Source organism: Nocardia sp. NBC_01730 (assembly GCF_035920445.1).
Classification (GTDB): Bacteria; Actinomycetota; Actinomycetes; order Mycobacteriales; family Mycobacteriaceae; genus Nocardia.
In genome coordinates this window covers 3,230,434-3,243,110 of record NZ_CP109162.1, presented here as the reverse complement: position 1 = coordinate 3,243,110, position 12,677 = coordinate 3,230,434, and the positions used below count along the sequence as shown (strand labels likewise).

The window sequence follows — 12,677 nt, the reverse complement described above, 5'->3', positions numbered from 1 at the left end:
AGTGATTCGATCATCCCGGTCGAGGCACTGCTCGACCAGCCGCAACGCTGGATTCAAGCAGCTGAAACAGGTGCTGGGCTTGGTGCTCGCGGCACTCTCCGGAGTCGTGTTGGCGGCGCAATCCCGAATCAACGGTGAACTGGGTGCAAGGCTCGGGGATGGGGTGCTCACTGCGTTGATCTCGTTTTTCGGTGGGCTGCCGTTTCTGGTTGCCGCGATGCTAGTGGTCCCGCACGCTCGGGCCGGCCTAGCCCGGCTAGGTGCGGCCATGCGCATCAGCCAGTTGCGGATCTGGCACTGTCTCGGTGGTTTCGCCGGCGCCATTATGGTCGCCAGCCAGGGAATTGCGGTCGGGCTGCTGGGTGTCGCGGTGTTCAGCGTCGGTGTGGTAGCGGGCCAGACCGTATCCAGCCTGCTGGTGGACCGTGCTGGCCTCGGGCCCGGTGCGCCGCGGCCAGTCACCGCGCCGCGGCTGCTCGGTGCCGCCTTGACGCTGCTTTCTGTCGCTGTGGTGATGTGGTACCAGATCAAAGGTCACACTGCGGTGTGGCTGCTATTTCTGCCCCTGCTTTCCGGTGGTGTAATCGCGGTCCAGCAGGCGATCAACGGCCGGGTACGGGTCGCGGCAGACAGTGTCCTCGTCGCTACGCTGCTGAACTTCCTGACGGGTACCGTCCTATTGCTACCGGTCTGCCTGCTGGTGTGGGCATTGCGAGGTGCGCCAGCACACTTTCCTCAGGAGCCGTGGCTCTACCTCGGCGGTCCAGCGGGGATCTTTTTCATTGCGATCGCGGCAGTCGTGGTGGGCTGGACGGGAGTTCTTGCGTTCGGACTCGGCACGATCGCAGGACAGCTGCTCGGTGCGGTACTGCTCGACATACTTGTGCCGATCCAAGATGTACGTCCTCAGATTCCTGCGGTAGCGGCTGCGGTGGTGGCGTTGACGGCGGCGGGGGTTGCCACACTGCCCGGCAGTCGAAACGAGCGAGCCTCTACACGGCGTGCCGCACCGGCGTCCGACCCTTGTAGCTCCTCGTGCTCCATGTCCTTCTCATGGTCTACATCGCCAAATGGGTTCAGCAGCTCGTCGACATACCCGGGAATCAAGCTGCGTTACCTATCGAGGCTTCCACGAGGCCGAGTTCGAGGAACCGGCACCTGTTTTTCTCCCGGTGAACCCCGGCAACGATAGGGCGGCTTATGTACCTGCACTGCAATATTGACAGGCGGACTCTTCTCCGAGCGCTGCCAATTGCTGGCAGCATTCTGCTGGGCTGTTCGTCCTCAGCTGTCACAGAGCGGTCGGCGGATACCGAGGAACGCCGGAAGCTGACGCAACCGTCTGTGCGACGCTCGGATCACGGCGTGCTCGCGACAAGGCTGCAGGTCGCTTTTACCCAGCAGCACATCTCGGGTGTGGGGACCATCACCACACGCACCTACGAGCAGGCTATTCCCGGCCCGACACTGCGAGTGCGACCGGGCGACACGTTGCTTTTGACCCAGGAGAACATGCTGCCACCTGATCCACACCCCGCTACGGAAGCCGACCACAACGTCCCACACCACTTCAACACCATCAACCTGCACACCCACGGCCTGCATGTATCCCCGACCGGGGACGCGGACAACATCTTCCGCACCTTCCCACCGCGGGACCAGGCACACGGGTTGTCCGACAACACCTATCTCAGCCGCATCCACATCCCGGACAATCATCCCGCCGGCACGTTCTGGTACCACCCGCATGTACATGGCGCGACTGCGGTGCAGCTCTCGTCCGGTATGGCAGGGGTGCTCATCGTGGAAGGTGATATCGACTCGGCCCCGGAGATCGCTGCCGCCAAGGATGTGGTGATGTGCATCAACGAACTCAAGCTGAACACCGACGGGCAGGTGCCCGACCTCCGCCACGACGACGACTTACGGACTGCGAGACCCATCTTCCTGGTCAACGGGCAGCTCGAACCGGTCATTACGATCCGCCCAGGGGAGGTACAACGCTGGAGGCTGGTGAACGCCAGCGCATTCACAGCGCTGCCGATCACCCTGCAGCACCACCTAATGCACCAGTTGGCCATGGACGGTGTCGCCTTCACCGCACCGAGAACCCAGGAGACGGTTTCGCTGGCGATGGGCAACCGTACCGACATACTAGTCAAGGGCCGGCAACCCGGCACCTACTCACTGACCGCCGGCAATATTCTGCTGGCGACCATGGTGGTGACCGGGGAGCCCGTGGCTGACATGCAGCTGCCCACCAGCTTGCCGGGCCGCGTGCCCGCGATCGATGGAAAGGTAACCGGCCGTCGTACCCTGAACTTCCACACTGATCACGGAGTATTCCCGGGGCGACCTTTCCCCAACGCGTACCGGATCCTGGGCACCGGCGTCACCCCTCCGCTGGTTCCGGCAGCAAGTCGAACTGACCCGCAATACGGCCGCTTCAACCCCAGCTTCGTCAACCACCGCCTACAGCTGGGGGATGTCGAAGAATGGACGCTGACCAACGACTCCCACATGCACTCCAACCACCCCTTCCACCTGCACACCAACCATTTTCTGGTAACACATGTAAACGGGCGTGCCCTCGACCCACCGGTATGGCAGGACACCGTCGGCATCGATCCGAATGGAGAAGTGGTCATCCGGGTCTGCTTCGACGACTTCACCGGTGCGGCAATGCTGCACTGCCACCACTCCCAGCACGGGGACGAGGGCATGATGCAAATCGTTGAATATGTACCGGAGGGGCTGCCGGAACAATAACGATCACATCCAGCCAGTGAGGTTCACCCCTGGTAGTGGACACCGAGTTAGCAGCATCGATGGTTCTGCTGGTAAGGATGTCCGTTATGCTCCTCGCAAGCGTCGGTCGTTCACGGCCGAGTACAAGGTCGAGGCTGCTCATCGGGTGATCGATTTGACCGTGGTCATCGTGCGGATGCGCATCGATCCCGCCACCCGCGCCTACGTCGCGCGCCGCCGAGCCGAAGGCCGCACGACAAAAGAGATCATGCGGAGCCTGAAACGCTACATCACCAGGCAATTCTTCAGGATCCTCGCTTCCGCCCACCAAATACCCAGCGAGGCTGGAAAAATATAGAAGCATCCCGGGTTTTATGCGCACCCTCTTTCTTGAGAGGACGGGTAGTGTTCCGCGCCTGAAATCCGTTGCAGATATCGGGCGAGAGAGTCGAGGATCTCCTCGGCCGTCTTGCGCCAGACGAACGGACGCGGGTTGGTGTTCCATTGGTCGACCCAGTTGCGGACGTCTTTCTCCAGTGCGGCAACGCTTTTGTGGACACTGCGGCGTAGCAGTTGCTGGGTGAGGAAGCCGAACCAGCGTTCGACCTGGTTGAGCCACGACGAGCCGGTCGGGGTGAAATGCACGTGGAAGCGCGGGTGCGCCGCGAGCCATTGCTGGACCAGCGGGGTCTTGTGGGTGGCGTAGTTGTCGCAGACCACGTGCACGTCCAGCTCGGCGGGTACAGCCTTGTCGATGCTGGTCAGAAACTTGCGGAACTCGGTCGCTCGGTGGCGGCGGTGCAGTTCGCCGATCACTGTGCCATCGGCGATGTTGAACGCAGCGAACAGACTGGTCGTGCCGTGGCGGGCATAGTCGTGGGTGCGCCGCTCCGGCATGCCCGGCATCATCGGCAGCACGGGCTGCGACCGATCCAGAGCCTGGATCTGGCTCTTCTCATCGACACAGAGCACCACCGCTCGTTCGGGCGGATTATGGTACAAGCCAACGACATCCACGACCTTCTCCACGAACAACGGATCGGTGGAAAGCTTGAACCCATCGGTCAGATGCGGTTTCAGCTCGAACCGCCGCCAGATCCGCCCGACCGTCGATTTCGACAACCCGGTCCGCTCGGCCATCGCCGACCGCGACCAGTGTGTGGCATCGGAGGGTAGTTGTTCGAGAGTCAACTCGACCACCTGCTGCACCTGATCCAGCAGGATCGACGGCGGTCGACCCGGCCGCTGCTCATCGGCCAGACCCGCCAGCCCGTACTCGATGAAACGGCCCCGCCACTTACGCACCGTCATCGCCGACACGCCTACCTCGGCCGCTACATGGGTGTTGAACGCTCCCGGCTCGGCACACGCCAACACGATCCGGCACCGCAACGCATACGCCTGCGTCGACGTCGCCGCCCGCGCACCCCGCACCAACTCCCGACGCTGCGCCTCGGTCACCACCAAATCCGGACCCGATCTCGGGCGCCCAGTCCTCGCCACCGCCGAATCCTACAATTAACCAACGAATTTCAGGCGCGGAACAGTAGGACATGCCAGCGAAGTACGACGAGGCGACCAAGGCCAAGGCTGTCCGGCTGGTCGTGGATCATCGAGATGACTACGACAGCGAGCGGGCGGCGATGAAGGCGGTCTCGTCCCGGTTGGGATGACCGCGGAGACCCTGCGTAAGTGGGTGCGCCAGGCCGAGGTCGACTCCGGTGATGCCGACGGGGTCTCGACCGAGGCGCAGAGGACGATCCGTGAGCAGAAACGTAAGATCGCCGAGCTGGAGCAGACGATCGAAATCCTTTCTGCAGCAACGTCTTTTTTCGCGCGCGCTCAGCACCCGCGACACCGTTAGTGTGTGGGTTCATCGCCGAGCACAAGGCTCGGTTCCCGGTCGTGGCGATGTGCCGGGCACTGTCGGGCCACGGCATCGAGATCGCGCCGCGTACCTTCCATGCCTGGGCGGTGCGGGCGCCGTCGAAACGGGCGCTGTGGGACACCACGGTCACCGAGGTTCTGGCCGGCTACTACGAGCCCGACGCCCGCGGTAGACGCAAGCCGGAGTGCCTGTACGGGGCGGAGAAGATGTGGGCTCACCTGCAACGCGGCGGCATCCCGGTGGCTCGGTGCACGGTGGAGCGGTTGATGCGCGCCAACGGCTGGAAGGGCGTCATCAGGCGCAAGAAGGTTCGCACCACCGAGCCGGATTCGGCCGCGTCGCGGGCGCCGGATCTGGTGGACCGCCAGTTCGCGGTCGAAGCTCCTAACCTGCTGGTCGTGGCCGATTTCACGTGTGTGCGGCTCGCTGGTGGGTCGTGGGTGTACACGGCGTTCTGTATCGATGCCTACGCCGGTCGGATCGTGGGTTGGCTGCTCGGCCAGTAAGGAGGCCGAGTTCGTGGAATCGGCGATCCGACAGGCGGTCGCGTTGCGGATTCGTGAGGGAAATCCGATGGACAGCAATACGATTCACCATTCGGATGCAGGCAATACACTTCGAAGGAATTCGCCGGTTTCTGTTCCGATAACGGCGTGAAACGGTCGCTCGGACGGACAGGATCGTGCTTCGATAATGCCGTTTCGGAATCGTTCTTCGCGACCTACAAGAAAGAACTCGTCCACACGCGGTCGTGGCCGACGATGAAGGTGCTGAAGAAACATACATTCGACTGGATAGAAAATTACTCTAACACTCAGAGGAGGCGTTCCACGCTAGGGTATTTGACACCAAGAGAATATGCGCTAGGGTTCAGGGAAATCAGTCAGATCGCAGCTTGATCCCGTGTCCACAAAAACAAGAACACTCCAGGGTCATGGTTCAATGTGGCACCCTACGCAAATGCCAAAAAGGTGTACAGCGAGTTCAACAAGGGTGACAGGGCTATTTTCAAGTGCTATGTCATGAACGAGCACGGAAATAAGTGGTACGAGGACGCCCTTGGCAACTACGTCTACAGCGGTAATGTCGCTGCCCCGAAGGATGTCCCCGGGCGCTGACCAGGTGAGCCACTTGCCGCTCGGAACTTTCCGGTGGTCTCGATGGTCGCCCGCAGCGGCGCGGGCATTGGCATAGTCGAAGTTGTGTCCACCAAGGTGAGACAATGAACCGTCACGGGTTTGGGGCCGCTTCCTTCTTTGAGGAAGATGGTCTCCATCATGTCGAAGCGTTACCCGCCCGAGGTTCGTGAGAGGGCCGTTCGTCTGGCTCTCGAGCGTCTGGATGAGTACGGATCTGCCTATGCCGCCGCGCAGGCCATCGCACCGCTGGTCGATGTGCACTACGAGACGTTGAGGCTGTGGATCAAGAAGGCCCTCGCCGAGGGTGCCCGCCCGGGTGGGAAGGCCGCCGGCTTGTCCTCGGCCGAGCGTGAAGAACTGCAGCGGCTGCGGAAGGAGGTTCGAGATCTCAAGGAGACCAACGAGATTCTGAAGCTGGCCTCCAGTTTCTTCGCGCGGGAGCTCGACCCGCGACGTCGCTGATCGTCGGTTTCATCGACGAATATCGCCAGGTCTACGGCGTCGAGTCGATCTGCCGTGCGTTGTCCGCGCACGGGGTGCAGATCGCGCCCAGGACCTACCGCAAAGCCCGGCACCGGCTACCGTCGGCCCGCGACATCGCCGACGCCCACCTGGAGAACGCCCTGCGTGATCTGCGGGACAAGCCCGAAGCGATGTACGGGTGCCGAAAGATGACCCGTTACCTGCGCCGCCACGGCCACGATGTCGCGTTCTGCACCGTCGACCGCCTCATGCGCGAGCTGGGCATGAACGGCGCCGTGCGAGGCCGCAAGCAGCGCACCACGATTCCCGCCAAGGACGGCGTGCGCGCCGCAGACAAGCTCAACCGGGACTTCACCGCGACCGCACCGAACCTGCTGTGGGTGGCCGACTTCACCTACGTGTCGACGTGGACCGGGTGGGCGTACGTGGCTTTCGTGTTCGACGCCTACTCCCGCGCGATCGTCGGCTGGACCGCGGCCTCGTCGAAGACAACCGCGCTGGTGTCGAAGGCGCTCAACATGGCCGTGTGGCGGCGTGACCATTACGGGCATCCCGTCGAGCCCGGCCTGATTTTCCACACCGACGCCGGCAGAGCAATACACATCAGTGAAATTCACTGAATCACTTGGACTGCAAGGACTCTCGGCGTCGATAGGTTCGGTTGGCGATGCCTATGACAACGCCCTCGCCGAATCGATCATCGGCCTGTTCAAACAATGCCGCGTAGTTAAGGCTTTGGGAGGCCGGTCAACTCGGGTGCTTCCGAGGGGTGTTGGGAGGCATGGCAACGGGACCTCTGCTATTGCAGAGAAGCCGTCCAAGGTCTTCCTGTATCCGAGAGGTCCCGTTGCCCTCCCAGTCTGTCACTACGACGCTCACCCGCACTATTACCGTGGCCGGAGGAATCTTCGCGCCCGGTCATCTAGGGGAGCTGACGCAGTATCTGCCGTTCGAGTTGATCGATGACGTTCTCGCCCGGACCCGGGCGGTGCAGCGCCGTACCCGTTTGCTGCCCTCCCGCGTCGGCGTCTATTTCGTTCTGGCCCTGGCCGTTTTCCCGAGTCTGGGCTATGAGCGGGTCTGGGACAAGCTGATCGCCGGGCTGGGATCGTTGCTCCCGCATAGGCCTTCGGAAAAGGGGCTGCGGGATCTTCGCCGACGCGTGGGAGCAGCACCGTTGAAGGCTCTGTTCGAGGTTGTGGCCGGTCCGCTGGCGCAACCGGCCACGCCGGGTGTGTGCTATCGGCGTTGGCGCACCGTGGCTTTCGACGGTTGCGGCTCGCTGCAGGCTCCCGACCAGCCGCGGATCCGCCTGTGGCTGGGTAAGTTCACTCGATACCGGGGCGGCACCGAGGGCTACCCGCATCTGCGGGTCTTGACATTGTGCGAGACCGGCACCCGCGGTCTGCTCGGCGCGGTCTTCGGCTCGATCAGGCGCAGTGAGACCGACTATGCCGCTACTTTGGTGCCTTTGTTGAACGGCACGATGTTGTTGCTGGCCGACCGCAACTTCGGCGGCGATGACATCCTCACCCGCGTCGCTGCCACCGGCGCCCAGCTCGTGGTACGGCTCACCTCCCGCCGTCGCCCGGCCGTGTGGGCCACGCTGCCCGATGGATCGGTGCTGACCAGGATCAACGGTCACCGCTTCCGCATCATCGACACCCAGATCACTGCCACCTGCGCCGATGGGTCCCGCGTGGGTGACCGCTACCGGATCATTACCACCTTGCTCGACCACCGCACCGATCCAGCGATCCAGATCGCCCGCCTCTACCACGAGCGCTGGGAGATCGAATCGGCATTCTTCGCGTTGCGTCACACCTTGTTTCACGGCCGTGTTCTGCGTTCGACCGACCCTGTCGGCCTCGAGCAGGAGATGTGGGCGATGCTGACGATCTATCAGACGTTGCGCAGAGCGATCTGCGACGCTGTGGAGACAGTTCCGGGAACTGACCCCGATCGGGCAAGTTTCACCGTGGCGTTGACCGCCGCCATAAACCAGATCGTCACCGCTGCCAACATCACTGGCAACGTCTCGCCCGAAAATGCCATCACTCGAGCCGTTCTGGACAATCTCCTGCCTGCCCGCCGCCCGCGCATCAGCGCTCGCAAGGTCAAATGCCCCATGTCCCGTTACGGGACTGCGCTCACCGGTAATCGCCCTACCAAAAGCCAGACCGTCGTACGCGTGGAACTCAGCGCGCTCGTCGGCCCACAACACACCAAAACGTCCGCGCAGCCCAGCAGCGCTTCGGACCCGGGCCGCCGCCATCAGGTGTTACAGCTGCTCCGGACCGATCCCGACCGGTCCTGGACTCCCAGCGAGATCGCCCAGGCGCTGAAAATCGCTCGCTACCGCAGCCTTTGCGGGCAAATGTGCCAATGGACCAGCCAAGGGTTCCTCGACCGAATCGGTCGAGGACTCTACCGCCTCAACCACCAGTGGCTAGCGCCCGACCAGCCTCCGACCGACATCGACTCGACAGATGGCCTCAACCCTTAACTACGCGGCATTGCCTGTTCAAAACCGAGGTCGTCAACCTGCACGGCCCGTTCAAGACACTCACCGAAGTCGAGTTCGCGCTTATGGAGTGGTGCGACTGGTACAACAACTCGCGTCTGCATTCCCGGCTGAACTACTTGACCCCGGCCGAATACGAAGCCGCGTACTACTCTCAACAACCACGACGCCGACCGGCGCTGGTCTGAAACCGAAGCCGGTCCCTTACCCGTGACGGTTCACAATGTGGCGCAGCTAGTGGATGGAGATGCCCTGGGCTGTGACCTACGGCAGGTGAGGTTTCACCCAAACGGTGGACAAGGGGCTATGGGGTTTCAGGCGGCTGTTGCTCGGAGTGAGTTTTCGTTATGATCGGGGCTTTGCATCCTGATCGCGGAGTGTCGGACAGTGCTGTAGACAAGCGGTCGAACAGGCGAACCCATCGGCGACAGCTGCGTCATGACCGACAACCTCTCACTACCTGTACATGACGGCACCAACCCTGGCCGAGGGGTTCGCCCGGTCCGGAACGTACCTGAGGGCTGTCACGACAAATTTCACAATCTCAGCCGCCGGGTCCGCAGAAGAAGCAAGCTTCGATATCGGCCTGAACAAGGGCGACGGTCGTGGCCGCGAGCTGGCGATGCACTATTTCCCTCACGGGCCTGGCCCAGCGCACCAGATGGGCGACCGGCGGAACGGTGAATCCGGCACCCGTCTGCTTTCGACAGCGCGCACCTCGACGCCACCATCAGTTCGGCGAGTTACTCGGCCCGACCGGGTCGAATTCGATGCTCCCGCCGGCCAACTCACCTTCCGGACTGCCGACCTGGCCCGACCGCGGATCCCATGCTCGTCCAGATCCTGCTCCAATATGCCGCCACCGCCATCCACCACGACCTGGTCGCAGCAACTGCAGCGCGTGCTGACCGCCATGCTCGGAGACGGTCCGGTCACTCTCGACCGCGCCGCGCCGCGCCGCGCGGCGCATGGCTTCGAGTCGGCGCAGCCTGCAGCGACGACTCGCAGAGGAAGGAACCACCTGGCGTCGCGAACTCGGCCGTGATCGTCGCAAGGGACTGGAGAACCAATACCCGCGCAACCGGAACGATATGGCCCGCCAACTCGGTTGCTCCGACGCCCGCGCGCTCCGCCGCGCCTACCAGCGCTGGTCAGCTGACGACTGAGCGCCTTTCCTGGAGACTGGCGGATCTTGCCTACGGGAACGTTACGAATGTCGCCGGAATCTATTCGTATTCGTGAGATCGACGGCATGCTGACTTACATCGATCTTTGTTGGGAGTCTCCATGCCTGCTTCTCCGATTGTTGTTGCCCCCGGGCCAATTCCAATGCCGGACATGCCTTGCGACTCCGCGACTCGTGGGGATTCTTCGAGTCATTGCGTCTGTTCGGTGACCTAGCCGAGGGTTCACCCGGTCCGTGGCGTATCTGGCGGCGCTCACGACAAACTTCACACTCTGTCAGGAGTTGGGGTGGTTGGGATGAGAGTGGCCTGGTCGGGGCCCGCTGATAAGGAGGATTGGCATGGGCGATCTGGTCAATATCGATGTCGATGCCACGCTGTTGGTGGACGCCGCGAGGGAGGTGGGTGGTGTGGCAGGGAAATTCGGCGCTCTGTTGTCCAGGTTGGAGGAGGGGGCGGCGCAGTATGAGGGTCGGGAAGGTGATGATGACACCGGCCGCAGTATCAGTCGTGGATACAATCCCGCGGCTGCGAACCTGAAAGGCGCCGTCAAGTATGTTCGCGACCAGTTGCTCCAGTACGAGGGCGGTTTGAAGGACGCCGCGGGCGTGTTGGGGGCGATGGAGTTGGCCAACGAGGCCGAATTCAGCTAGTGGCCGGGGACTCGTCGTCGGGGCCGGGAGCGGCGCAACCCGGACCGGATCAGGATTTCCAGCCGTCGCCGGACGAGGCGGGGGAGCGATCACCCGCTGCGGGGCAGTCGCCTGTGGACCATGGGCGGGAGCTGATTCACACGATCGCGCGTGAGCTGTCCGCGATGGCGCCGGCCGGGTGGCAGCGGCTGGATGCGGTGTTCGCGATCACGTTGGCCGCCGAGGTGGCGCACGTGGTGTTCGTGGATGCCGAGCATGCGGTGTCGATGCAACCGCCGGAGTCGGTGCTGGCGTTGGTGCGTGCGCATCGCCAGGTCGCTGCCACGATGAGCGCTGGTCCGTGGTGGCAATTGCTCCTGGGGGTGACTGCTTCGGGTGAGTTGGTCGTCGACTACGACTACGGTGACGAACCGTTCCCGGATGGCCAGTTGTTCGCGCCGGAGGTGTATCGGCATGATCTGGAGGCGTTTCCGCACACAGCGGTGCCGATGTGGTTGGCCGCGTATGTCGGACACAACGGCAGGCAGCAGCGCACCCCGCCGCAGGCGGTAGCGCGGGCGCGTGCCGACCGGGCGGCGGAGGTGTGGCCGCGGTTGGTGGGCAACGAGTTTCCGCCGTTCCCGCTGATGTGGGCGCGGTGGGCGACGCTGGCGGCCGCCTTCACCGCAGTGCGTTCGGCGGTGGGGCCGCGGATGATGCCATGGCTGGCGATCTTCGAGGGCGCGGCCCGCAGCGGTGCGACGCTGCACCCGTTGCCGGGTGGGCGGGCGGTGCTGTCCGGTGGGGTGTGGAACGCCCCCGAGCTGGCCACTGCTTACCGTCTCGGCGGACCGTTTCCGGAACTGTATGCGGGCGCCCCGGAATGGGTGGCGGGGCCAGTGCTGAACCCGCGTGCGGCCAACGGCCTGCTGTCGTTCTGCTACTGGTGGGAAGCGGGCCACTGGTATCGCGGTGAGTCGCCGTCCGCGGACGACTGCGCGCAGGCGGTGCCAGGTATGTGGACTTCGGGGACGACCACGGACATGGTGGTGTCGCTGGCCGCTGTCGAACCGGATGAGCGGGTGCGTACCGCGGCCGCGGAACTGGTGTCGGCCGCCGAAGGGCGCGTGGTGACCCGCGACACACTCGTCGCGGTGTTCGGTGACGGCGAGCAGGTCGACATCGACGGTGCGTTTTATCAGTTCGTGCTGGCCGGGCTGGCCGTGGTCGTGGCGCGGCGGATGCCGGAGAATGAGGTGACCTCCCGGGTACGCGACTATATCCGGGGTCTAGGGCCGGACGGCTTGGGAATCCCGACTGCCGACTATCCATTGTCGAAGTTGACCGCGAAGAGGTTCGACGTCGGATGGGTGCTGTATGTGCCGGTGTCCGAAGGTCGGATCGTGATGGATTGGCCGGTCTTCTATCTGACCGATGATGGCGTGCTGGAGCATTCGTCGTCGGTTGCGTCGGCGCAGCGTATGGCGGAGCTCGGGCAGCAGTTCCGGCAGCGGCATGGTTCGGGTATCGACGGTAGGGGTTCGCCATGACCGATGATCTGGCCGCTGGACAGCTGATCGACCTGCTCGACACCATCAAGGCGGGTATCGCTTCGATCGGGCTGGCACAGCAGCAGGCTGCCGCTCTGACCGCCACGGTGTCGGTGGCGCGCCGTCAGGTGGCGGTGTCGGTGAATGCCGAAGGCGTGGTGATCGACGTCCGATTCGGCGACGAGATCGACCAATTCGACTACCGTGAGATCGCCCGTGCGGTGTGCACCGCGGCACAGGCTGCTGCGGTGGAGGTGCAGAGCAAGCGTGCGGCGCTGATGGCGCGGCTGGACGAGGAGCAGGCCCGGATGCCGAAGCTCTCGGAGTTTCTGCCCGGCATGCCCGACGTACTCGACATGATCCCGCCCGCGCCCGTGGTTGCGACCGCGCCGCCGGGGGCCGCTGAGGAAGACGCCGACGAGGACGCCCCGATGGAGTTCACCGACGTCGAGGAGTGGGACCACGAACCTTCCGAGAACCGTTCCGGCATCACCGATGCGCAGTGGTGAGCGCCTGATGGAGTGGGTGG

Annotated in this window: 11 protein-coding genes, 1 pseudogene and 1 other annotated feature; of the genes and pseudogenes, 11 read left to right on the top strand and 1 reads right to left on the bottom strand. The window is 63.6% G+C overall.

Annotated features, from left to right (window positions below):
* The first annotated feature begins 1 nt into the window (after position 1).
* The 3 genes from OHB12_RS12485 to OHB12_RS12475 all read left to right on the top strand — a co-directional run bounded on the left by OHB12_RS12485 (position 2) and on the right by OHB12_RS12475 (position 3,106).
* Positions 2-1,192, top strand: coding sequence for a DMT family transporter (locus OHB12_RS12485; protein ID WP_327119130.1), 1,191 nt, complete (start codon positions 2-4; stop codon positions 1,190-1,192).
* Positions 1,193-1,365: 173 nt separating this feature from the next.
* Positions 1,366-2,769 carry a multicopper oxidase family protein gene (locus OHB12_RS12480; protein ID WP_327119128.1) on the top strand — a complete coding sequence of 468 codons (1,404 nt, stop codon included), beginning with the start codon at positions 1,366-1,368 and terminating at the stop codon, positions 2,767-2,769.
* A 145-nt stretch (positions 2,770-2,914) separates the two neighbouring features.
* Positions 2,915-3,106 carry a hypothetical protein gene (locus OHB12_RS12475; RefSeq protein WP_327119126.1) on the top strand — a complete coding sequence of 64 codons (192 nt, stop codon included), beginning with the start codon at positions 2,915-2,917 and terminating at the stop codon, positions 3,104-3,106.
* Between the two features lie 14 nt (positions 3,107-3,120).
* Here the strand turns inward: OHB12_RS12475 and OHB12_RS12470 are convergent, their stop codons facing one another.
* Positions 3,121-4,251, bottom strand: coding sequence for an IS630 family transposase (locus OHB12_RS12470; protein ID WP_327119124.1), 1,131 nt, complete (start codon positions 4,249-4,251; stop codon positions 3,121-3,123).
* 50 nt (positions 4,252-4,301) lie between these two features.
* On the opposite strand from OHB12_RS12470, the pseudogene OHB12_RS12465 reads away from it, so the two are divergent.
* The 8 genes and pseudogenes from OHB12_RS12465 (at position 4,302) to OHB12_RS12435 (ending at position 12,657) form a co-directional block, all read left to right on the top strand.
* Positions 4,302-5,535 (top strand): annotated as a pseudogene (locus OHB12_RS12465) (IS3 family transposase).
* Positions 5,536-5,913: 378 nt separating this feature from the next.
* Positions 5,914-6,237: a transposase gene (locus tag OHB12_RS12460; RefSeq protein ID WP_327119122.1), complete on the top strand. Its 324-nt coding sequence runs from the start codon at positions 5,914-5,916 to the stop codon at positions 6,235-6,237.
* Positions 6,195-6,326: a sequence feature (AL1L pseudoknot), on the top strand. (Overlaps the previous gene by 43 nt.)
* Positions 6,234-6,878 (top strand): IS3 family transposase, encoded by a 645-nt coding sequence (locus OHB12_RS12455; RefSeq protein WP_327121048.1) that lies wholly within the window; start codon positions 6,234-6,236, stop codon positions 6,876-6,878. It overlaps the preceding feature by 93 nt. Before OHB12_RS12460 ends, OHB12_RS12455 begins: the two co-directional genes overlap by 4 nt.
* A 227-nt stretch (positions 6,879-7,105) precedes the next feature.
* Positions 7,106-8,764, top strand: coding sequence for an IS4 family transposase (locus tag OHB12_RS12450; protein WP_327119120.1), 1,659 nt, complete (start codon positions 7,106-7,108; stop codon positions 8,762-8,764).
* Positions 8,704-8,970, top strand: a complete 267-nt coding sequence (locus OHB12_RS36295; protein ID WP_442800020.1) for an IS3 family transposase — start codon at positions 8,704-8,706, stop codon at positions 8,968-8,970. The genes OHB12_RS12450 and OHB12_RS36295 overlap by 61 nt, the downstream gene beginning before the upstream one ends.
* Positions 8,971-10,307: 1,337 nt before the next feature.
* Positions 10,308-10,619, top strand: coding sequence for a hypothetical protein (locus OHB12_RS12445; protein WP_327119118.1), 312 nt, complete (start codon positions 10,308-10,310; stop codon positions 10,617-10,619).
* Between the two features lie 113 nt (positions 10,620-10,732).
* Positions 10,733-12,148, top strand: coding sequence for a hypothetical protein (locus OHB12_RS12440; protein ID WP_327119117.1), 1,416 nt, complete (start codon positions 10,733-10,735; stop codon positions 12,146-12,148).
* Positions 12,145-12,657 (top strand): YbaB/EbfC family DNA-binding protein, encoded by a 513-nt coding sequence (locus OHB12_RS12435; protein ID WP_327119115.1) that lies wholly within the window; start codon positions 12,145-12,147, stop codon positions 12,655-12,657. The genes OHB12_RS12440 and OHB12_RS12435 overlap by 4 nt, the downstream gene beginning before the upstream one ends.
* The last annotated feature ends 20 nt before the right edge of the window (positions 12,658-12,677 follow it).

Excerpts from the sequence above, each read along its gene's own strand:
- OHB12_RS12435 (WP_327119115.1), top strand. The coding sequence starts at position 12,145 with ATGACCGATGATCTGGCCGCTGGACAGCTGATCGACCTGCTCGACACC.
- OHB12_RS12460 (WP_327119122.1), top strand. The coding sequence starts at position 5,914 with ATGTCGAAGCGTTACCCGCCCGAGGTTCGTGAGAGGGCCGTTCGTCTG.
- OHB12_RS12445 (WP_327119118.1), top strand. The coding sequence starts at position 10,308 with ATGGGCGATCTGGTCAATATCGATGTCGATGCCACGCTGTTGGTGGAC.